The sequence below is a fragment of the uncultured Oceanicoccus sp. genome, assembly GCF_963968385.1.
In the GTDB taxonomy this organism is placed as follows: Bacteria; Pseudomonadota; Gammaproteobacteria; order Pseudomonadales; family Dasaniaceae; genus Oceanicoccus.
Genome location: NZ_CAXAHB010000029.1, coordinates 1 through 21,491, shown reverse-complemented (window position 1 = coordinate 21,491; position 21,491 = coordinate 1). Strand labels below are relative to the sequence as shown.

The following is a 21,491-nucleotide window of genomic DNA, read 5'->3' as shown; positions in this document are numbered from 1 at the left end:
AAGAAGAAAAAGGCTGTAGCTAAGAAAAAGGCCGCGCCGAAGAAGAAAAAGGTTGTAGCTAAGAAAAAGGCTGCACCGAAGAAGAAAAGGGTTGTAGCCAAGAAAAAGCCAGCTAAGCGCAAAGCGAAGAAAAAGTAATCGCGAGTCATAGAACTTAGTTAGCTTTGTTCAATCCTGAAAAACCGCCAATGTTAGCCGTTGGCGGTTTTTTTATGTTCGAAAGTTAGCCAAGATCGAGTAGATCTTGATAACAATTGATATTAGTGAATAAACGCTCTGAACCTGAAAACGGCACGACAGTACTCAGCTGTGTGCGCTACCAACCTTTCATCGAGCGATCTCCAGTTGCTAGATATTGGCTGATCGAAGGCAATAAGCGGGTTTTTAGCAGTACCGGTAGATAATGTGGGCGGCCTTGGCACTCGGGGTAGGCAATATCAGTAGATTAATCAATCAGTGCTGTCAGTAGTTGCTCCACTAGATTTTCCGGTAATAGCGGTGTGTCACAAGGGCATATCATCAGATAGTCATGCTGTACCAGCGGCAATGCGGCATAAATCCCTGCCAATGGGCCTTGAAAGCCTCCTGGCGTGTCGCTGTAAACCGGATAGCCAAAATCTTGATAGCGAGCAATATGTTGATTGCAGTTGATAAGCATTTGGTCAGTCTGTGGTGCTAACCGTGAAATAACATGTTGGATTAGCGCGGTACCTTGCCATTCAAGCAGACCCTTGTCATCATAATCAAACCGACGGCTTTGGCCTCCGGCTAAAATTACTGCGCTGATGCTGGCTTTCACTGGGTTTATGATCCTTTTTAACAACGGGTAGACAGTGGTTATACTCACTGCTTTACTTGCAGACAGCGTCTTAATGGAAAAAGGTAAAAGAAAAACACTAATGTCGGTTAGTTCTGCTTCTAGCGTCGGTTTACTTGCCCCCAACGGTTTATTTGAAAGAACTTGGCCCACATTTCGGGCTCGATCAGGTCAGCAGCAGATGGCGGTGTTGGTCGAGCAGGCTATTGCTGCAAAAAATAATCTTGTGGTAGAGGCGGCTTCAGGTTCGGGTAAGACAGTTGCCTATCTCACTCCGATTATCGCCAAGGGCCAGAAAGCGATTGTCTCTACGGCGACACGTTATTTACAGCAACAGCTTTATCGACAGGATATTCCCCAGCTGCAGAAAATTCTGGGTAGCGATCATCGTGTTGCGCTATTACAGGGACGCAGTCATTATCTTTGTCCCTATTATTTGCAGAAAAATTTACAAGCTGATGATGCTTTAACAAAGCAAAAACATGCCAAGCTGGCTGGGTTAGAACAGCGTTTTCGGCAGTTGGGTGTCGGTGATCTGGATATTCTGGCGCCGGATTTACCCAGTTCCCTGCGTAATTATGTCACCAGTAGCCGCGACGATTGCCTCGCTAAGCAATGCCCTCAATATGCTAGCTGTCCGCTTATGTTAGCCCGACAAAAGGCACAGGCCGCGGATATCGTTGTCGTCAACCACAGCGTACTTTTCTCTGATGCAGTCATCAGGCAGGAACAGTTGGGGCGATTATTACCTGATGCCGAGGTAGTGGTAGTGGATGAAGCTCATCGCATCATGGATTTTTCCCAGACTATTGTGGGGCAGCGTTTATCCAGCCGTACGCTAAAAAAGTTTTTGATGGATACCGCAGCAGCAGTGCGAGCGCATGCGCCGGAGCAGCGCCGCTTGCTCGCCTTTATTGATCGGCTTAAAAGTAAGTTAACCTCACTGGGCAATCACTTGCCCTCTATGGATAACTACCAGCGGGAGCCGCATAGCCGTATGGTCGAGCAGTTGCTTACCGCTGTTAAGCGATTACAGGGCAATCTGATGCCGTTTAAGGATCGGCATCAAAACCTTGCGGAACTATTATTAAGAGGCCAGCTACTGCTTGAAAAATTAGAAAAGATTTATCACAGTGGCGATTTATGCTGTGTACAGGGTGGCCAGCATAGCTTTATGTTGCAGAATATGCCTACCGATTTATCCAAGGGGCTAACAACCCTATTAGACGAAACGTCGGCAAGCTGGATATTTACTTCAGCCACCTTATCGGTAGCTGGAAGCGCACAGCGTTTTCTGCAGCCGCTGGGTTTGGATGAAAGTTTATTTCGACGTGTTGATAGTGCGATTAACTATCAACAGCAGGCAATTCTGTTTACCCCCGAACTGACAGTTGACCCAGATCATCCCGACTATAGTTCGCAATTGCTGGAACAGTTATTACTGTTGTTGACCGAAGTTAATGGTCGCGTGTTATGTTTATTTACCAGCTATCGAAGCCTGAATGCAGTAGCACAGGGGTTAGCCGGCAGGGTAGATTGCCCGTTATTTATTCAGAGCGCATCCTCAGGCAAGGCTGCCGGTGATAACTATCGCCTGATCGAGCGGTTTAAAGCCGTTGCCAAAGGCGTATTGCTGGGCACTGGCAGTTTTTGGGAAGGGTTGGATTTAGCCGGCGTGTCTCTAGCTGCGGTGGTGATTGATAAGTTGCCTTTTGCGCCCCCTAATGACCCTTTAATACAATTGCGTGCTAATGAGTTGGAAACCCATGGTATTAATAGCTTCGAGCAATCTACACTGCCCGATGCAGTTATTCGGTTACGACAGGGCTGTGGTCGACTATTGCGGCGCATTTCTGATCGAGGGGTTATAATGATCGCCGATCCCAGATTGCGCAGCCAAGCTTATGGCGAGGTATTTATAGCCAGCCTACCCGCTATGCAGCAGGTCAGTCATCTTGAATCGGTTAAGCCTTTTTTAAATCATAAGCAGATTATTTCGAGTGAGAACGAATGAAATTATTAGCCCTGGATTGTTCCACTGAAGCCTGTTCAGTGGCTCTGCTTGATGATGATCAGGGTGAGCTGGAGATTATCGAAACAACCGAAGCGGCAGCCCGTCAGCATACCCGGCGGTTGCTGCCATTGGTGGATAGCTTGCTGGCGGATGCCGGGGTGGCGTTGTCGCAGTTAGATGCTATTGCCTTTGGCCGTGGGCCAGGTTCATTTACCGGGCTGAGAATTTGTTTAGGGGCAGTGCAAGGGTTGGCTTTTGGCGCTGATTTGCCGGTTGTCCCAGTATCAACCTTGGCGGCTTTAGCGCAAACAGCCGTTAATGCTGGTCATCATGCTCCAATGATCATCAGTACCTTGGATGCCCGTATGGATGAAATCTATTGGGCGGTATATAGCGCGCAGGAACAGGGGGTCGAGTTAGTTGATATAGAGCGCTTAACGGCACCTGAACAGCTGTTAGAGGGCCATAGTCTCGATTTGGCGACAACCGTTGCGGTAGGTAGCGGTTTTCATTACGGCGACCGCATTGGTGCAACCAGCGAGCTTAAGACCTGGCATGCCGATATCTTGCCCAGTGCCAAAGCGATTGCTCAACTGGCAAGACGGGACTACTTGTTAGGCAAGACCTGCAGGGCCGATAAGGCTTTGCCCACCTATTTACGCGATGAGGTCGCTTGGCAACAATAATCACTGTGGCGCAGTGATTATTGGGCTATTCACTATAAGGTGTTAGCTGATTATAATAACGTAGCATTTTACAACTTGAATACAGAGTATTTTTAGTGCAGATATCCAGTCTTCCCGTTATCACCCAGTCTTCAGCGCAGACCCAGCGGCCTGATATTACCGAGCATAGAAAAAAAGATGTTCAGCGCGATCCGCACCAAAATAATAATGATGTTGGCTCACTGGAGCAGCTCAATGCGCGCAGTGAAGATGTTCTGCAACAGCGGGTTGAATCCAATAATGCCAATAGTGGTGTCGAGGCTCGGCAGCGGGCTAAACAAGAGTTGCCATTAACAGCTCAGCGTGCCTTGCAAAGCTTTGCTGAAAATAGTTTCTCGTCTGAACAGCAGTTGGGTACTGAATTGGCCGGTGTCGATACCTTTGCCTAATAACCGTTGTCTTAACAGACTTTTCTCAAGGCTCATCTTTTAAACCAATTCGCTATAGGAATTTTATTCGATGGATTTGCAACATTTTAATCATGATTTATTAGCCTTCCTGCAAGCTTCCCCCACGCCGTTTCATGCCGTTGAGGAAATGGCTAGGCGTTTGCAGGCGGCGGGTTTTACGCCTTTGCAGGAGGCAGATGATTGGGCTGCGCTACAGACGCCATACAAGCATTATATTATTCGCAATGGCTCATCGATTGTGGCCATTAATGGCGCAAATCAATCGCCCGTTAGTAGCGGTTTTCGCATGATGGGTGCCCATACTGATAGCCCCTGTTTAAAAGTAAAACCCCAGCCAGAGCAAAATAATCAGGGTTATTTTCAACTGGGTGTTGAAGTTTACGGCGGTGCGTTATTAAACCCCTGGTTCGACCGTGATCTTTCACTGGCCGGACGGGTAAGCTATCAGAATGAAGCGGGGCAGGTTTGTAGTAGCTTAATTAATTTCGAGCGAGCTATCGCTTCTATTCCCAGTCTGGCTATTCACCTGGATAGAGAAGCCAATAGTAAGCGATCGATTAACGCGCAAAAGGATATACCACCGATTTTGATGCGTTCAGAGGATAAATCCGCTGACTTTAGAGCCATACTGCTGACTGAGCTAAAGCGGCAGCAACCGCTGATTAAGGCAGAAAAAATTCTCGATTATGAATTGAGTTTTTATGATGTTCAGCCTCCTGCAGTTATCGGCTTTAATCAGGACTTTATTGCCAGTGCCCGATTAGATAATTTGCTATCTTGTTATGTGGGTTTGCAGTCGCTGTTGACAACGGATGAACAAAACTGTGTTTTGGTTTGCAATGATCATGAAGAAATTGGCAGCCAATCGGCGGCAGGTGCTCAGGGGCCGATGTTAAAATCCGTGCTGCGACGTTTACTGGCTTCAGAAGCTGATTTTGTTCGGGCGATGGATTGTTCCATGATGATTTCAATCGACAATGCCCATGGTGTCCATCCTAACTATGCTGATAAGCACGATGGTAATCACGGCCCGCTATTAAACCAGGGTGCAGTGATAAAAATTAATGCCAACCAGCGCTATGCCAGTAATAGTGAAACTTCATCCTTGTTCCGTTCTTGGTGTGAAGCGGCAGAACAGCCGGTACAGACCTTTGTGGTAAGAACGGATATGAGTTGCGGTAGTACCATCGGACCCATTACGGCCAGTGAATTGGGGGTAAAAACAGTCGATATCGGTGTGCCTACTTTCGCTATGCATTCGATTAGGGAGTTGGCGGGTAGTCTGGATGCTTATAGCTTGTATAAGGTGTTGCAAGTGTTTAATCGAGCAGAGACTGTTAGCGTTAATTAGTGCTTATTTGGCCCTGCGAGCGCAGGGCCTGAATTGAAATTTGAGCGGGTATGATGCTTGGTTACAAAGGTTTTACATCTTCCGCTTGTGGCCCTTTGTCGCCTTCGGTGACGGTAAATTCAATGGTTTGACCTTCGCGTAATACTCTGCGTCCTTCACCCAGAATCGAGCGAAAGTGGACAAAAATATCTTCTCCGGTTGAACGTGTCACAAAACCATAACCTTTACTGACATTAAACCATTTGACTTGTCCCTGTTCTCGGCCTTTACCGGATGGCTTGCGCTTGTGTCGTTTAGCGGCTGATTTTTTCCCCGCTGCTGGTTTTGATGGGGTCTTGATGATGGGGCTGACTAGGGCGACGATAATATTGCCAATAAAAATAATAACGAAAGCTGTAGTGTCAATCGCAAAGACGTTGGTGTCAGCGCTGGTTGCGGTATTGAGGACTGCTGCGCTAACGGCGGCAATGATGGCGCTTAAAATGATTCGAGTTAGTAGGTTCATTATTCTCTTCTTTTTGGTAGCGGTTAAATAAAATCAGAGCAGCAGTTCGCTAAACTGACCGCCGGCAAGTCTAGCACTAATTGAGATGAGATGTGGCGCTAAATAGAAACAAGCCAAGGCGGCACCCTGGTTATTGTGGCTGCGCTGCTAATATATCTTTTATGGTGCTGCCGACAATGCTTGCCTTGGCTGATTGTTTGCTATGACGCGGCGGGCGTTATATTTTGCATACATCTTCAGCTTGAAAGCCTTTAGGGCCTTCAGTTAAGGCAAACTCGACTTGTTGGCCTTCATCTAAAGTTTTATAGCCATCGCCGCTAATAGAGCGAAAATGAACAAAAACTTCATCGCCCTGTTCGCGAGTGATAAAGCCAAAGCCTTTTGCGTTGTTAAACCATTTTACCGTCCCGGTTGTACGTTCTGACATTCAATCAATCCTCTTTGTCGTATCTATTTATTGTTAGTGACTTATTCAGTGCGGCTGTTCTTCGACAACTTTGTAAAGCACTGACTGAACTATCTTTCGCAAGCGAATGATAAATCCCGAGGGAGAGCAGGAAGCGATAAAATAATCCTGCATAAGCAAGCCGAATGCGTGTTATAACAAAAGGCTGAAAGCAATGGGATTTACTTGAATCTTTTCAAGCTGTGAAACCGGCAATCAGTGTTAGAACTGATTCCAGTCAATACAATCCAGTTGGCAGTAACTTATTGTTATTATCACTAGTCTTATCGACCATAGCTTGCAACATATCGATACCACCTATTTTCACAATGGTATCAGTTTGATATGAATACAGGATGGTTTACCTCTGCAACGATCGATCAATGATTATTATTAATTTTTTAATCAACGGCAAAAACTTAGGCTGGATAATACCGCCTGTAAAAGATACTTGTCTACCCATTTTGCGCAAAAACTTTGCCCGCAGGCAGACCTGCGGGGTGGGGCTTAGATAGCGTATTTATAAACTGCTAATTTGTTGCAATTGTTGCTGCAGTTTATCCAGCGCTTGTCGCTGGGCTGCTTGCTTGTCCTTTTCCTTGTCAACCACTGCTGGTGGGGCTTTATCCACAAACGCAGGGTTGTTTAACTTGCCGCTGATACGGTCCAGATCCTTCTGTAGCTTGTCAATTTCTTTGCTCAAACGAGCGGTTTCGGCCTGTTTGTCGATTAGGCCTGCCATCGGCACCAGTATTTCCATCTGTTTAACTAGCGAGGTCGCTGACATGGGGGCTTGATCACCTTCGGCCAGCCAGCTAATAGTTTCGAGTTTGGCTAGGGTTATCAAAAATTGACGATTCTCTTCGAGTCTTCTTTGGTCCTCGGAGCTGCCATTGTTAATGAGCACGGGGATGGCTTTTGCAGGTGAGATATTCATTTCACCGCGAATATTACGCACCCCTTCAATCACGCCTTTAACCCATTCAATATCAGTTTCGGCTCGGGCATCAATATCATTGGGATCCAGCACGGGATAGGGTTGCAGCATCACGGTGGCTTTACTGTCTTCGGCAACTTGACCGGCTAGTGGTGCAACTCTTTGCCATATTTCCTCGGTGATAAATGGCATAAAGGGATGAAGTAGCCGCAAGGTGGTTTCCAAAACACGAATCAAGGTGCGACGTGTTCCTTTCTTAAGTGCAGCAGAGGCGTTATCGTCCCATAGTACGGGTTTTGATAGTTCCAGATACCAGTCACAGTATTCGTTCCAGATAAATTCATAGAGCGCCTGTGAGGCCATATCAAAACGGTACTGCTCAATCGCTTCCGCCACTTGCAGTTCGGTACGTTGCAAGCGGGAAATAATCCAACGGTCAGCCAAGCTCAGTTCATAATCGCTGCTATCATCTTGTCCGCAGTCCTGTTGTTCGGTATTCATTAATACATAGCGAGCGGCGTTCCAGATTTTATTGCAAAAATTCCGATAGCCTTCAATGCGCCCCATATCAAACTTAATATCGCGACCGGTAGAGGCCAGTGAGTAATAAGTGAAACGTAGCGCGTCGGTGCCATAGGCTGCAATTCCATCAGGAAATTGTTTGCGCGTCGCTTTTTCAACTTTTTTGGCCAGTTGTGGTTGCATCATGCCGCTGGTCCGTTTGCTAACCAGTTGTTCGAGTTCAATGCCGTCAATCAAGTCGATAGGGTCCAGCACATTGCCCTTGGATTTGGACATTTTCTGGCCTTCGGCATCTCTGACTAAGCCGTGCACATAAACCTGTTTAAAGGGAACTTCTTGTTTGAAGTGCAAGGTCATCATAATCATTCTGGCAACCCAGAAGAAGATAATATCGAAGCCGGTTACCAGTACATTGGTAGGGTGAAAAGTAGCGAGTTCCTTGGTGTTTTCCGGCCAGCCTAGGGTCGAGAAGGTCCATAGTGCCGATGAAAACCAGGTATCTAACACATCGTCATCTTGACGTAAGGTTTGGTCGCCCAAACCATGTTTTGCGCGCACTTCTTGTTCGTTGCGGCCAACATAGACTTTGCCGTCTTGGTCGTACCATGCGGGAATACGGTGACCCCACCACAGTTGTCTGGAGATGCACCAGTCTTGAATATCACGCATCCAGGAAAAATAGATATTTTCATATTGCTTGGGCACAAATTCGATATCGCCATTTTCTACGGCGGTAATGGCGGGTTTTGCTAGCGTTTTGGCATCGACATACCATTGGTCCGTTAGGTAGGGCTCGATGACAACGCCGGAGCGATCACCGCGAGGCACTTTAAGTTTATGGTCATCAATTTTATCCAACAGACCCAAAGCGTCTAAATCGGCAACAATTTGTTTGCGGCAATCGAAACGATCCATACCCTGATAGGCTTCGGGGGCGTTTTGATTGATGGTTGCGTTGTCGGTCAAGATATTGATCATGGGTAGGCCGTGCCGCTTGCCCATATCGTAATCATTAAAATCATGGGCGGGAGTAATTTTTACGCAGCCGGTGCCAAATTCACTATCAACATAATCGTCAGCAATAATCGGGATTTCACGGTCGGCTAACGGCAGCTTGATTTTTTTACCGATCAAATCCTGATAGCGTTCATCATTCGGATTGACCGCAACGGCGGTGTCACCCAACATGGTCTCCGGACGGGTAGTAGCAACGGTTAACTGACCAGAGCCATCGGCTAGCGGATAGTGAAAATGCCAGAGAAAACCGTTTTCTTCTTCTGAAATAACTTCGAGATCGGATACCGCGGTATGCAGCACCGGATCCCAGTTGACTAGGCGAGTGCCACGGTAAATCAGGTTTTCCTCATAGAGGCGCACAAATACTTCCTGAACGGCGTTAGACAAGCCCTCGTCCATCGTAAAGCGCTCACGGGTCCAATCCGCTGAGGCGGCCATACGGCGCAATTGCTGGGTAATGGTGCCGCCGCTTTGCTCCTTCCACTCCCAGATTTTCTCAATAAACTTATCGCGACCAAGCTCCTTGCGCTTAATGCCTTGGGCTTCCAGTTGACGTTCCACGACCATCTGGGTAGCAATGCCGGCGTGGTCGGTGCCAACCTGCCAGAGGGTATTATTGCCTTTCATGCGGTTGTAGCGGATTAACACATCCATAATGGTTTCTTGAAAACCATGCCCCATATGCAGGCTGCCGGTAACATTCGGCGGTGGGATCATAATGCAATAAGGTTCACCCTCACCACTGGGGGCAAAATAGCCTTGCTTTTCCCAGTGTTGGTACCATTTGGTTTCAATATCAGAGGGTTGGAATGTTTTATCCATCGGTGTCGGGCTTCTTTGTATCAAAAGGGTCGTTAGTATAAAGAGTTATCGCTGGCCATAAAACTGCCAGATGCTGTGAATACAGACAAAACAGCGGCTTTACAGACAATAACCACCTTTGCGATGTTTTTCTGCCAAGTGATTGCTTGTTCAATATTATCTGGTAAGAGCTTAGTTACGGAGATCATGACTTTCTAATGGATAGCCGCGATCCCGGTAGAATCGATAGTTGCTGCGGGTAGATTCAGTGACGGCAGGTGATTGCACTACAATTTCGGTGACTCTCTCAAAGCGGCTAAAAAATTCAGGTACCTGATGGGAGAGGTTGATCAATAGCCCATTGATCGGAGCTGAAGAGCCTTGTCCCTGATCGCAACCAATATTGATGATATTTTGGCCGTTGGCGTTTGTGTCGGCGCTTTCAATTTGATGCGGAATAAAGCTACTGGCGCGCCAGCACCATAATAATTCATCTAACGCTTTGGCTTGCTTCTGATCATCACTGTGAATATAAATGGAGTGACCCAGTTTAAAGGCTTTTTCCGCAATACGGCAGGCGAACAGATTGCGCTGCTCGCTACTTTCATCGGGCAGAATATAAAAGTCGACTCTGGTCATATGCCTTATTTGCCGCTCTGATTGATCAGATATTGGGTCAGTAAGCCTACAGGGCGACCAGTTGCGCCTTTGTTGCTACCGGAATGCCAGGCGGTGCCAGCAATATCCATATGGGCCCAGCGCAGTTTTTTGGTAAAGCGTGATAGGAAGCAGGCCGCGGTGATACTGCCGCCACCTGGGCCGCCAATATTGGCAATATCGGCAAAATTACTGTGTAGTTGGGCTTGGTATTCATCCCATAGTGGCATATGCCAGGCTTTATCACCGATATATTGACCAGCATTCAGTAGTTGTTCAGCAAAATCATCTTCATTGCTATAGAGGCCAGAGGCATGTTTGCCCAGAGCAACGACGCAGGCACCGGTGAGGGTGGCAATATCAATCACGGACTGGGGTTTAAATTTTTCAACATAGGTTAGGGCGTCGCACAAGACTAAGCGACCTTCAGCGTCGGTGTTTAATACTTCGATGGTCTGCCCAGACATGCTAGTTACCACATCGCCCGGCTTGGTGGCATTGCCATTGGGTAGGTTTTCTGCGGCAGCGATAATGGCAACTATATTGATGGCAAGCTTAAGCTCAGTGATAGCGGTCATGGTACCCATTACACTGGCGGCACCACACATATCGTATTTCATTTCATCCATTGCTGCGCCGGGTTTAAGGCTGATACCGCCACTGTCAAAGGTAATGCCTTTGCCGACTAGAGCGTGAGGTTTTTGATTTTTAGCGGCACCTTTGTATTCCATCACAATTAATTTGGCGGGCTGATCGGTACCGGCGGTGACGGACAATAGCGAGCCCATACCCAATTCACGCATTTTCTTTTCTTCTACTATCGAGACTGAGAGATTGTTATGTTTTCTACCCAGTGCTTTTGCCTGTTTGGCCAAATAGCTAGGCGTACAAATATTGCCCGGTAGGTTGCCTAGCTCCTTAGCGACATTCATACCAACGGCAATGGCCTTGCCCTGATTGGCTAAGGTTTTGCTTTGTTTATTAGGCTTGCCGGAAATCGTTACCCGTTTCAGTGTTGCCGCAGGCTTGGGTTTACTAACGGTTTTGCTATAGCGGTAGTTGGCGCTGCCGCCAGCAATAGCGACCTGACCAGCAATCCATGCCGCATCATGGTTTTGTACAGACAGCTCGTCAATGAGTAGGCAGGCATCTTTTAGTTTGCTGTTGCTGGCAACTTCTAGACTGGCTTTAAGCAGTTTGCCAAAATCTGCTGTGGTTAGCTTTTTGCCTTCACCACAACCTAGCAGCAGAATGCGTTCAGCCTTGATACCACTGATGGCGGGTAATAATAGCGTTTCTGCCACCTTGCCTGAGATATCACCGCGCTTGACCATGGCTTGAATAATACCGCCGCTGGCTTTGTTAAGTCGCCTAGCTACCTTGGACAATTTTCCAGCCGTAAAAATGGGGGCGATTAGGCACTGGCTGCGTAATGATTCAGGCTCAATAATGGCTTTAACGATAACATCCATAAAACTTCCCTTCATACTGTATTGGCTTAACTAAAAAGATTGATGGATAATGCTTACGCATTCCCAATGGTCTTATAGTGTACTGGCTAGCCGTTGAGGTTAAAAGGCTCAATAAAATTATTCAGGAACTTATTTATCCATGATTCTTTTCCGTTATCTGGCGAAAGAAATCCTGCTTACCCTGTTCGCGGTTAGCGCCACCTTGCTGGTCATTGTTATGAGTGGACGCTTTGTTAAGTATCTTGCTGAAGCGGCGTCCGGTGATTTGGCTCCCGATGTGGTCTTTAGCATTATGGCTTATCGTTTACCCAGCTTTTTGGAGTTGGTATTGCCGCTGGGTTTATTGATTGCCATCCTGCTGGCTTATGGTCGGCTCTATGTTGAAAGCGAAATGACGGTGATGTCTGCCTGTGGCTTGTCGACCCGTCGCCTTGCTGTGTTTACTTTGGTGCCGGCCAGCGCAGTAGCGCTGTTAGTTTTAGGGTTAAGTTTGTATGCCAGCCCGCTGGGTATTGCCAAAGTGCAGGAAATTTTTCAAGACGCTAAAAATTCCAGTGGTCTGGAAATGTTGGTGGCGGGGCGCTTTCGTATTGATAAAAAATCAGGTCGAGTAACCTATGTTGAGCGACTGGATGATAAGCAGGTTATGGAAGAGGTTTTTTCTGCTGAACAATCCAAAGACAAACACGATGACAAGCTGTCAGTGGTGTTAGCAGAAAGAGCCACCATACAAAATATTGAGCAGCATAGTGCTCGATATTTGGTATTGGAAAATGGCTTTCAGTATCTTGGCAAGCCCGGTAGTCAGGAGCTTAGGGTGACGAAGTTTGATCAATTCGGTCAATTAATCAAGCAAGCAAAGTCATCGAGTAACATTTATAAAAAAGCGGATGCACGAAGTACTGAGCAACTGCTCGCCTCCACCAAACTAGAAGATAAAGCGACGCTGCAATGGCGATTCTCTCTAGGCATATTGGTGCCGATTGTTGCATTGATTGCCCAAGCATTAAGTCAAACCAATCATCGTCGTGGCCGGTATGTAAAAATGCTGCCAGCGTTTTTGATTTATATTATTTATATTGTGTTATTAAGTGCCGCCAGAGACGGAATAGAAAAAGGACAAATCCCCTTGGAATGGGGTATGTGGTGGGTGCATGGTGTATTTCTGATCATCGCTCTGTGTTTATTGTTTGGTGCTGATGTCTGGCGGCGGTTACGGTCGCAATCAGCAGCTATGACTGCCAGTTCGACGGCGGAGCAGTAACTGATGCAAAAGCTGAATCGTTATATTTCGACGCATATTGCAGCCAGCATTTCACTGGTGTTGTTGGTGTTATTAGGCCTTGATGCTATTGGCGCTATGATTGATGAAATGACTAATTTGCAGCATCAGTATGATTTTAGCGCGGCGTTGCGATTTGTATTTTATTCCATTCCGGGCAGTATATTTGGCCTGCTACCCTTTGCTACCTTGGTTGGTTGTTTAGCCGGATTGGGAAGTTTGGCCAACAATAGTGAGCTTGTGGTGATGCGCAGTGCCGGCGTGTCTACTGGCCGGGTGGTCTGGATGGTGATGCGTCCAGCCATTATGATTATGGTCGTGGGTATGATGATTACTGAATATATTGCGCCCTACAGTGAAAGCATTGCCCAGAGTGAGCGGGCAATTGCGCTACGTAAATCAGACAATGTGGTCAGCCACCATGGTCTATGGCACCGTGAAGGCAACCAGTTTATGCACTTTAGCGTGGTTCAGCCCAACGGGATTCTATATGGCGTAACCATTTACAGTTTTGATAAAAAGCGACGTTTGTTAAATACCCTATATGCCGAGCGGGCTATTTATCAGCGTGATCATTGGTTATTGGAGGATGTGCATGAGAGTTATCCGCAGCAAGGTGGTATTGAAAGTAAAACCCTATCATCTAAACCGTGGACGACAGATATGTCACCTAAGCTGCTTAACCTGTTGGTGTTAGACCCTGAGCATTTATCGATATTAGGTTTATCGGATTATTCTGGTTACTTGGAGGATCAAGGTTTAAATAACCGGCCATATCGCTTAGCCTTTTGGAAAAAGGTATTGCAGCCATTATCTACGGTGACTTTGGTGCTGATTGCTATCTCTTTTGTGTTTGGCCCGCTGCGTGAGGTGACCATGGGGTTTCGAATTTTTGTCGGCGTATTGGTGGGAATTGTGTTTAAAACGGCTCAGGATATGCTGGCGCCTGCCAGTATGGTTTATGGTTTTCAGCCTGCTTATGCCTCATTGATCCCGATCCTGATTTGTTTGATGGTCGGTGTTTGGCTATTGCATAAAGCGCGGTAAATTAGGTCTTTTTGGGGTAAACCACAATACGTGATTTTGACCAGCGGTCATGCCAGGTAAGATTGTCACTATCAAGCCATATCCACCAATAGCCAGCACCTAGGCAGGCGGTTGATATAAAAGCCCCGGCGATTCTCTGCAAACATTGTTTTAGCGATATGCGTTGACCTTGCAAATCGACTACCTGCAATCGCCAGGCTCGCATACCTAAAGTCTGACCATTGTTTTTCCAGAACCAGCAAAAGAAGCTGATATAGACCAGTAGCAAGTAGAGTTGAAAGGGCCAACCATCTGCCAGTGTTGGCAGGTCGTGGACAATTTGTTCATTGGTTTTATCCAGCGTTTGGTCAGACTGAAAAAACAAGGCAGGAATGGTGGCAGTAAATAATAGGCCAAAAATGAGTAGTGAGTCATAGGTCATCGCGGCCAGCCGTTTGATAACGCCAGCATTGGGGTGTTGTATTTGGGATTCAATCATAGTGATAAGAGGCTGGAAAATTTGGCGCCATTCTAGCAGAACTCATCTTTGGTACAATGATAAAGCTAGAATTCGTATTCTATACCCAGCTTGATTTTGTCACTGGACAGGCGCAGGCGGTAATCGACGTTGTGGATGCTGCTAACAAAATCGGATTCATCACCAATATTGATAGAGCTACTGCCTGAATAGCTTTTGTACAAGGATTTAATCCCCATTCGCAGTAGTTTTCCGGCAGCAGCACCGCCATTCTTTTGGGAATAACCTTGTTGCTGCTGTTGCAGCCATAGATAGTTAAAGGCCAGATCGTCTGCTTGTTTTTGATTTGTCAGAGGTTCGAGAAAAACCTGATCAGGCATAATCCGCGCTAACAGACTTTTATTACCATTGTCTGTTTTATAGGCAGAGTTGGCGCGTAACTGCCGATAAAACGTAACGGCAACGGTATCATTGGGTGAAAGGTAGAGTTTGTCTGCTGATGAAAAAGGACTAAAGAGGGTCAAAGTCAGTAACAAAGTCATAACAAGAGTTAAAGGCAAGCTTACTCCGGATAAAGTAAGTATGTCAGCGCTACAGGCCAAAGGGCTGCAGAGTGAGTCTGTTATTTGGTGTTGAGCGTTTGGTCGCATCCTCTTACCTTTAAAGCCAATCATGTCAATCAATATATACAGTTTTGTCGTCCACTTATAGTGATTTGCTGACGTATATTCGTGATATTTTTACCAAAATATTTCAATTATCAGCTTGTGATATTTGACAGATATGTAAGGTGAGGCAGTAATGGTGAGGCCTATATTGTAAATGGATGCTTACATAAAGCATTGGCTCATCGAGCCCTAACCATTGAAGGTAATATCTATAGTACAAAGTCGAATAAAGCGATTTATGTTGGCATCAGCATGCTGATTTTGTCAGTGATAAAGATAAAAGCTTGGTGGGTCGTGATCTGGCATAAAACTATCATATCAATTAGATCGAATTTATACTGTCGGCCTGTATTGTGACCCTGCTGGGTTTGGCTGGAGTGATTGATGAAGACACAATCGACTATTGAAGATAAATTATTAGCTGAATTAACCATTGATCATCTTGAAGTAGTGAATGAAAGTCATAGGCATAATGTGCCCGCTAATTCAGAAACCCACTTTAAAGTGACTGTTGTTTCTGTTGATTTTGCAGGCAGACACAATGTTGGCAGGCATCAAATGATTTATAAGCTAGTTGCTGAAGAATTGGCTGGTCCGGTTCATGCGTTATCCTTGCATACTTATACTCCAGATGAATGGCAGCAGCGCGACGCTGTTGCGCCCGATTCGCCTGATTGTTTGGGTGGTAGTAAAGCAGATCATTAATTATGTCTGGATAGTGGCAGGTGACAATCAATCTTTGCCTGCTTACAGTGTTTTAATATTTTTCCTTAATGATTCCGGAACATACTGCTGCATTTGCTGTGGAGGTGGGGTGCGGGTTTTCGCTACTTCGGTCCAATTTAATACACTATAAAAATGTCGTATATTTTGTACGTAAGTGACAGGTTCATTGCCGCGTGCATAGCCATGTTTGGTGTTCTTATACCAGCGATGTTTACTGAGTAGCGGTAAGCTATTTTTAACGTCAGCCCATTTACTGGGGTTGTCACCTCGGCTTTCGGTAATTTTTCTTGCGTCTTCCAAATGTCCCATACCCACATTATAGGCAGCTAAAGCAAACCAGGTGCGATCAGGTTCTTCTATACGTTCAGGCAAACGCTGCAAAATTTTATTAAAGTAGCGAGCGCCACCATGAAGACTTTGTTCGGCGTCCAGTCGATTTTTGATATTCATTTCTTTGGCGGTGGGCAGTGTTAGCATCATCATGCCGCGAACACCGGTTGGTGATTTTGCTTTGGGATTCCAGTGTGATTCCTGATAACTAATAGCAGCCAGTAATCGCCAATCGATATTGTGCTCAGTGGCGACTTTTTTAATGAGTTCTTTGTATTTGGGAAGTCGTTGCTCAACGGCCTGATTAAAGGTTAAGGAGCCAATACGATTAACCTGTTGGCTGTGACCATAAAACCGTTCTTCTAATTGCCTCAGCGTACTATTAGTGCGAATGTGTTTAAAAAAAGCGGCAAGATCTTCTCTGAGTCCGGGAGTGGTAATGGTGCCGGGTAAAGCCCAGGCTAATTGACTAGGCTGGCCAATTTCAAAGGCGATATTGAGGCGAGGGTAAAAGCCACGATTGGCAATATATTCATTGGAATCAAGAATAGTAAAATCGATTTCGCCACTGGCCAGCATATCCAGAAGATCGATGGTTTCAACATCTGTAGCCGTGCGCCATTGTAAATCGGGGTAGTCGGATTTAAGTCGACTAAGAATTTCGTTATGGCTACTATGAGCCATAACAGTGATTTTGCTGCCTATCAGCTGCTCCGGTGACTTCGGTCTTTTAGTCCCAGCACGGTAGAGCACATACTGTTTTATCTCCATATAGGCAGGAGAGAAGTTAAGCCGCTTTTGCCGTTCTTCAGTAATGGTTAATCCAGCGGCGGCGAGATGGGCATTATTGTTTTCTAGCGCATTAAAAATTTCCTCAAGACTGTGCAGTACTGTGACTTCCAGTTCAACACCCAGATACTCGGCAAATAAACTCGCCAATTCATACTCAAAACCAGTAGCTCCGGTGCGATCCTCAAAATAGGAAGTGGGGCCATTTCTGGTAACAATACGCAAGGTGCCCTGCTGTTTGATGGGCTGAGCTTGTTCTTTTTCTAGACAACCAGAAACTAAGCCCAGATAGAGCGAGCCCAGCAGTAGGGCGCTTAATAATGCGGTGATTTGTCGGGGTATTTTTTGTGACATAGGCTAAGTGTATAGGCAGATAGTGGCGACGTCTTGGCAATTGTTGATATAAAGGGTGAAATTAACCGCTGGCTGGGCTTAAGTCTGCAGCCAACTTCCAGTAGAATAGCGGCCTTTGAATAATTCATTACTTGTTTATAAAGGCCTTCACGCAAAATGCTGATTAATCGTGGCGCACCTGCTCTTTCCGATTTTCGTCTTCAAAAACTCCAAAATACGCTGAAGTCATCTATTCCTAGCCTGACCAGTGTCACTACAGAGTTTGTGCATTTCACCGCTGCGGCTTCTGCTCTCAGTGATAAGCAGCAGCAAGTATTAGGTCAATTGCTGCAATACGGTCCTATTTCAAATCCAGTGAAAACCGACGGGCAGTTATTATTGGTTGTGCCCCGGCCCGGTACGATTTCACCCTGGTCCAGTAAAGCTACCGATATTGCCCACAATGCAGGCTTAGAGCAAATTAGCCGAATTGAGCGCGGTATAGCTTACTACATTAATGCGGAAACAGCCTTGTCCGTTGAGCAGCTGGAAACTGTTTCAGCGCAAATCCATGATCGTATGGTCGATGTGGTTATGCATAGTCTGGATCAGGTCGAGACCTTATTTGTCTATGATGAGCCGGCGCCGATGACGACGGTCGATGTTCTTGCAGGCGGTACTGACGCACTGATTGCAGCCAACATTCATTTGGGTTTAGCGCTGGCTGATGATGAAATCGATTATTTGGTTGATAGCTTTACCCGTTTGGGTCGCAACCCGACGGATGTTGAGCTTATGATGTTTGCGCAGGCCAACTCTGAGCATTGTCGACATAAAATCTTTAATGCCAGTTGGACCATTGATGGTGAACAGCAAGATTATTCGCTGTTTAACATGATTAGAAATACCAATGAGCTTGGCGGTGACAATGTTCTCTCTGCCTACTCTGACAACGCGGCCGTGGTTGCCGGTAGTCATGCCGGTCGTTTTTATCCTGATCCGAAATCTCTCACTTACCAGTATCATCAAGAAGATATTCATCTGTTGATGAAGGTTGAGACGCACAATCACCCAACAGCGATAGCACCTTTTTCCGGCGCGGGAACGGGCTCCGGTGGTGAGATCCGTGATGAGGGGGCAGTCGGTCGAGGTTCTAAACCCAAGGTGGGTTTAACCGGTTTTTCTGTTTCCAACCTTCAAATTGACGGCTACCAGCAGCCCTGGGAACTCAACTATGGCAAGCCTGATCGCATAGTGACAGCGCTGGATATTATGCTGGAAGGCCCTATCGGCGGTGCTGCTTTTAATAATGAATTTGGTCGCCCTAATCTTAATGGTTACTTTCGTACCTATGAAGAGACCGTTAATGGCGCCGCCGGTATAGAGCGTCGTGGTTATCACAAACCTATTATGATTGCCGGTGGTTACGGCAATATCAAAGCAGAGCATGTTGAAAAGCCTGAATTCGATGCCGGTTGTCAACTGATCGCATTAGGTGGTCCGGCTATGTTGATTGGTTTGGGCGGTGGTGCCGCTTCCAGCATGGCTTCGGGTAGCTCCAGTGAAGATCTGGATTTTGCCTCAGTGCAGCGTCAAAACCCGGAAATGGAGCGCCGTTGTCAGGAAGTCATTGACCGTTGTTGGGCTATGGCTGATAACAACCCGATCGCCTTTATCCATGATGTCGGTGCAGGTGGTTTATCTAACGCTTTTCCTGAATTAGTAAAAGATGGCAATCGCGGTGGAAGTTTTGAGTTGCGTGATGTACCCAATGACGAGCCTGGCATGTCCCCTCTGGCTATCTGGTGTAATGAATCCCAAGAGCGTTATGTGCTAGCGGTTAAGCCAAAAGATTTGCAGATATTTGAAGCTATTTGTAAGCGTGAGCGTTGTCCTTATGCGGTAGTGGGTGAAGCGACGGATGAACATCATCTTAAGGTCGGCGATAGTCACTTTGAAAACAACCCGGTTGATCTACCGATGTCTATTTTGTTCGGCAAGCCGCCCAAGATGCATCGCGAGATTGAGCGTATCGGTTATGACAAACCCACTTTTAGCACAGCAAGGATTGATATCAATGATGCAGTTGAACGTATCTTGCAGTTGCCCACGGTCGCCAGCAAAAACTTTCTGATTACCATTGGGGATCGTTCAATTACCGGTATGGTTGCCCGCGATCAAATGGTTGGTCCATGGCAAGTACCTGTCGCCGATTGCGCGGTTACCACGGTTGCCTTTGACAGTCATGCCGGTGAGGCTATGGCAATGGGTGAGCGCACCCCAATGGCGTTAATCAATGCCCCAGCTTCTGGGCGCATGGCGATTGGTGAAGCCATTACTAATATTGCTGCCACCCGCATCAGCGCTTTATCCGATATTAAATTATCGGCCAACTGGATGTGCGCGGCGGGTCACCCCGGCGAAGACGAAGCCCTTTATGATACGGTTAAAGCGGTAGGGATGGAGCTTTGCCCAGCCTTGGGTATCACTATACCGGTGGGCAAAGATTCCATGTCGATGCGCACGGCTTGGGAGGATAAAGGTAAAGAGAAGTCAGTGACGTCACCGATGTCGTTAATTATTACAGCGTTTTCTCCAGTACTGGATGTCCGAAAAACAGTAACGCCGCAATTGCACACCGACCAAGGTGAAACAGAAATCCTGCTAATTGATTTAGGCCTCGGTCAAAACCGTTTGGGTGCCAGTTGTCTGGCGCAGGTTTACAACCAGATTGGTAATGAGGCGGCCGATATTGATAGCGCAGAACAGTTAAAAAGCTTCTTCGACACCCTTCAATTATTATTAGAAGATGATTTATTGTTGGCCTATCACGATCGCTCTGATGGTGGTTTGTTGGCAACGCTCACAGAAATGGCTTTTGCTGGTCACTGCGGTATCGATATTGATATTGCCGCATTGGGTGAGGATGCTATTGCCGCGTTATTTAATGAAGAATTAGGTGCCGCTATTCAGGTTAAGGCGGCCAATAAAGACGCCGTTATTCAGGCATTTGCTAGAGCGGACTTATCGGATGCAGTATATGTTATCGGTTCGATTAATAGCGACGATAAGGTGCGTATCAGCTCAGGTGAAACCGTATTGATCGAAAATGATCGCAGTTATTATCAGCGCTTATGGAGCGAAACCAGTTTCCGTATACAGTCTCTAAGAGATAATCCGGATTGTGCCCAGCAAGAGTTTGATGGTCTATTGGCTGATAACCCCGGTCTATCAGTGAACTTAAGCTATGACCAAAACGACGATATCGCCGCGCCTTTTATTGCCAAAGGTGTTCGTCCTAAGGCGGCTATTTTGCGTGAGCAGGGTGTTAACGGCCAATTAGAAATGGCTGCCGCTTTTGACCGCGCCGGTTTTGAGGCCGTCGATGTGCATATGAGCGATATTCTCTCTGGGCGTGTTGAGCTAGATCAATTTAAAGGGTTGGCTGCCTGTGGTGGTTTCTCCTACGGTGATGTCTTGGGAGCCGGTGAAGGTTGGTCGAAGAGTATCTTATTTAACAGCCGTGCAAAAAATCAGTTCCAGCAGTTTTTCCACCGTGAAGATACCTTTAGTCTGGGTGTATGCAATGGTTGCCAAATGATTTCCAACCTTAAATCGCTAATTCCGGGGGCTGACCATTGGCCGCGTTTTGTTCGCAATCTATCCGAGCAATTTGAGGCGCGTGTCGCTCTAGTGAAAGTTGAACAAAGTCCCTCTATTTTATTGCAGGGTATGGCCGGCTCGCATATGCCAGTTGCCGTAGCCCATGGTGAAGGCCGCGCTGAATTTGTCGATGCTAGCCATCAACAAGCGCTGGTTGATAGCGCTACTATTGCTATGCGCTATGTCGATAACCATTTGGCTGTCACCGAACAATATCCTGCCAACCCTAACGGTTCACCGATGGGGGTGAGTGCTGTCAGCAGTAATGATGGCCGCGTCACTATTATGATGCCGCATCCCGAGCGAGTTTTTAGAGCTGTACAGAATTCATGGCAGCCTGCTGAGTGGGATGAAGATGGTGCCTGGATGCGCTTGTTTCGTAATGGGCGAGTCTGGGTGGATTAGTGGCAGCAACGGTTTTAATTCGGCAGTCTCGCTACGGACTGCTATATTAGTGTTGCTAATATGGCAGCTCACAGCAACAACAGCACAATAAGCAAGATACAACAGCGCAAGATCGCTA

Annotated in this window: 16 protein-coding genes and 1 pseudogene; 8 read left to right on the top strand and 9 right to left on the bottom strand. The window is 46.6% G+C overall.

What is annotated here, in order from left to right; all coding sequences use genetic code 11:
- Nucleotides 1–445: 445 nt before the first annotated feature.
- Nucleotides 446–799 (bottom strand): molybdenum cofactor guanylyltransferase, encoded by a 354-nt coding sequence (mobA, locus tag AACP44_RS04735; RefSeq protein WP_339339329.1) that lies wholly within the window; start codon nt 797–799, stop codon nt 446–448.
- Nucleotides 800–899: 100 nt separating this feature from the next.
- Here mobA and AACP44_RS04730 point away from each other — a divergent pair, with 100 nt between their 5' ends.
- From AACP44_RS04730 to AACP44_RS04715, 4 genes are all read left to right on the top strand, one after another.
- Nucleotides 900–2,831: an ATP-dependent DNA helicase gene (locus tag AACP44_RS04730; RefSeq protein ID WP_339339328.1), complete on the top strand. Its 1,932-nt coding sequence runs from the start codon at nt 900–902 to the stop codon at nt 2,829–2,831.
- A complete protein-coding gene (gene tsaB, locus AACP44_RS04725; protein WP_339339327.1) occupies nt 2,828–3,517 on the top strand; it encodes a tRNA (adenosine(37)-N6)-threonylcarbamoyltransferase complex dimerization subunit type 1 TsaB in 690 nt (229 codons plus the stop codon). Before AACP44_RS04730 ends, tsaB begins: the two co-directional genes overlap by 4 nt.
- Nucleotides 3,518–3,612: 95 nt before the next feature.
- A complete protein-coding gene (locus AACP44_RS04720; RefSeq protein WP_339339326.1) occupies nt 3,613–3,945 on the top strand; it encodes a hypothetical protein in 333 nt (110 codons plus the stop codon).
- Between the two features lie 70 nt (nt 3,946–4,015).
- On the top strand, nt 4,016–5,317 hold the full coding sequence (locus tag AACP44_RS04715) for a M18 family aminopeptidase (RefSeq protein ID WP_339339325.1): 1,302 nt from the start codon (nt 4,016–4,018) through the stop codon (nt 5,315–5,317).
- Between the two features lie 61 nt (nt 5,318–5,378).
- Here the strand turns inward: AACP44_RS04715 and AACP44_RS04710 are convergent.
- The 5 genes and pseudogenes from AACP44_RS04710 to AACP44_RS04690 form a co-directional block, all read right to left on the bottom strand.
- A pseudogene (locus AACP44_RS04710) lies at nt 5,379–5,579 on the bottom strand (cold shock domain-containing protein); the annotation flags it as partial.
- Nucleotides 5,580–6,039: 460 nt separating this feature from the next.
- Nucleotides 6,040–6,249, bottom strand: coding sequence for a cold shock domain-containing protein (locus AACP44_RS04705; protein ID WP_339339324.1), 210 nt, complete (start codon nt 6,247–6,249; stop codon nt 6,040–6,042).
- A 538-nt stretch (nt 6,250–6,787) separates the two neighbouring features.
- A complete protein-coding gene (locus AACP44_RS04700; RefSeq protein ID WP_339339323.1) occupies nt 6,788–9,565 on the bottom strand; it encodes a valine--tRNA ligase in 2,778 nt (925 codons plus the stop codon).
- A 171-nt stretch (nt 9,566–9,736) separates the two neighbouring features.
- Nucleotides 9,737–10,183 carry a DNA polymerase III subunit chi gene (locus tag AACP44_RS04695; RefSeq protein WP_339339322.1) on the bottom strand — a complete coding sequence of 149 codons (447 nt, stop codon included), beginning with the start codon at nt 10,181–10,183 and terminating at the stop codon, nt 9,737–9,739.
- A gap of 5 nt (nt 10,184–10,188) precedes the next feature.
- Nucleotides 10,189–11,673: a leucyl aminopeptidase gene (locus AACP44_RS04690; protein ID WP_339339321.1), complete on the bottom strand. Its 1,485-nt coding sequence runs from the start codon at nt 11,671–11,673 to the stop codon at nt 10,189–10,191.
- Between the two features lie 139 nt (nt 11,674–11,812).
- Here AACP44_RS04690 and lptF point away from each other — a divergent pair, with 139 nt between their 5' ends.
- Nucleotides 11,813–12,937, top strand: a complete 1,125-nt coding sequence (gene lptF / locus AACP44_RS04685; protein ID WP_339339320.1) for an LPS export ABC transporter permease LptF — start codon at nt 11,813–11,815, stop codon at nt 12,935–12,937.
- Nucleotides 12,938–12,940: 3 nt separating this feature from the next.
- Nucleotides 12,941–14,002, top strand: coding sequence for an LPS export ABC transporter permease LptG (lptG, locus tag AACP44_RS04680; protein ID WP_339339319.1), 1,062 nt, complete (start codon nt 12,941–12,943; stop codon nt 14,000–14,002).
- 1 nt (nt 14,003) lies between these two features.
- On the opposite strand, the gene AACP44_RS04675 is transcribed toward lptG, so the two are convergent.
- The gene (locus AACP44_RS04675; RefSeq protein ID WP_339339318.1) at nt 14,004–14,480 is read right to left on the bottom strand and encodes an RDD family protein; all 477 of its coding nucleotides are present in this window, start codon (nt 14,478–14,480) and stop codon (nt 14,004–14,006) included.
- A gap of 65 nt (nt 14,481–14,545) precedes the next feature.
- Nucleotides 14,546–15,019 (bottom strand): hypothetical protein, encoded by a 474-nt coding sequence (locus tag AACP44_RS04670; RefSeq protein WP_339339317.1) that lies wholly within the window; start codon nt 15,017–15,019, stop codon nt 14,546–14,548.
- A gap of 492 nt (nt 15,020–15,511) precedes the next feature.
- Between AACP44_RS04670 and AACP44_RS04665 the strand changes: the two genes are divergently transcribed.
- A complete protein-coding gene (locus tag AACP44_RS04665; RefSeq protein WP_339339316.1) occupies nt 15,512–15,832 on the top strand; it encodes a BolA/IbaG family iron-sulfur metabolism protein in 321 nt (106 codons plus the stop codon).
- A 42-nt stretch (nt 15,833–15,874) separates the two neighbouring features.
- Here the strand turns inward: AACP44_RS04665 and mltF are convergent, their stop codons facing one another.
- Entirely contained in the window at nt 15,875–17,326 is a 1,452-nt protein-coding gene (gene mltF, locus AACP44_RS04660) for a membrane-bound lytic murein transglycosylase MltF (protein ID WP_339339315.1), read from the bottom strand.
- A gap of 156 nt (nt 17,327–17,482) precedes the next feature.
- Here mltF and purL point away from each other — a divergent pair, with 156 nt between their 5' ends.
- On the top strand, nt 17,483–21,373 hold the full coding sequence (gene purL, locus AACP44_RS04655; RefSeq protein WP_339339314.1) for a phosphoribosylformylglycinamidine synthase: 3,891 nt from the start codon (nt 17,483–17,485) through the stop codon (nt 21,371–21,373).
- Nucleotides 21,374–21,491: the final 118 nt, after the last annotated feature.

Bases quoted from the DNA above. Each gene is read 5' to 3' on its own strand.
- lptG (WP_339339319.1), top strand. From the start codon at position 12,941: ATGCAAAAGCTGAATCGTTATATTTCGACGCATATTGCAGCCAGCATT.
- tsaB (WP_339339327.1), top strand. From the start codon at position 2,828: ATGAAATTATTAGCCCTGGATTGTTCCACTGAAGCCTGTTCAGTGGCT.
- AACP44_RS04715 (WP_339339325.1), top strand. From the start codon at position 4,016: ATGGATTTGCAACATTTTAATCATGATTTATTAGCCTTCCTGCAAGCT.
- AACP44_RS04700 (WP_339339323.1), bottom strand. From the start codon at position 9,565: ATGGATAAAACATTCCAACCCTCTGATATTGAAACCAAATGGTACCAA.
- AACP44_RS04665 (WP_339339316.1), top strand. From the start codon at position 15,512: ATGAAGACACAATCGACTATTGAAGATAAATTATTAGCTGAATTAACC.
- AACP44_RS04690 (WP_339339321.1), bottom strand. From the start codon at position 11,673: ATGGATGTTATCGTTAAAGCCATTATTGAGCCTGAATCATTACGCAGC.
- lptF (WP_339339320.1), top strand. From the start codon at position 11,813: ATGATTCTTTTCCGTTATCTGGCGAAAGAAATCCTGCTTACCCTGTTC.
- mltF (WP_339339315.1), bottom strand. From the start codon at position 17,326: ATGTCACAAAAAATACCCCGACAAATCACCGCATTATTAAGCGCCCTA.
- purL (WP_339339314.1), top strand. From the start codon at position 17,483: ATGCTGATTAATCGTGGCGCACCTGCTCTTTCCGATTTTCGTCTTCAA.
- AACP44_RS04730 (WP_339339328.1), top strand. From the start codon at position 900: ATGTCGGTTAGTTCTGCTTCTAGCGTCGGTTTACTTGCCCCCAACGGT.
- AACP44_RS04705 (WP_339339324.1), bottom strand. From the start codon at position 6,249: ATGTCAGAACGTACAACCGGGACGGTAAAATGGTTTAACAACGCAAAA.
- AACP44_RS04695 (WP_339339322.1), bottom strand. From the start codon at position 10,183: ATGACCAGAGTCGACTTTTATATTCTGCCCGATGAAAGTAGCGAGCAG.
- AACP44_RS04675 (WP_339339318.1), bottom strand. From the start codon at position 14,480: ATGATTGAATCCCAAATACAACACCCCAATGCTGGCGTTATCAAACGG.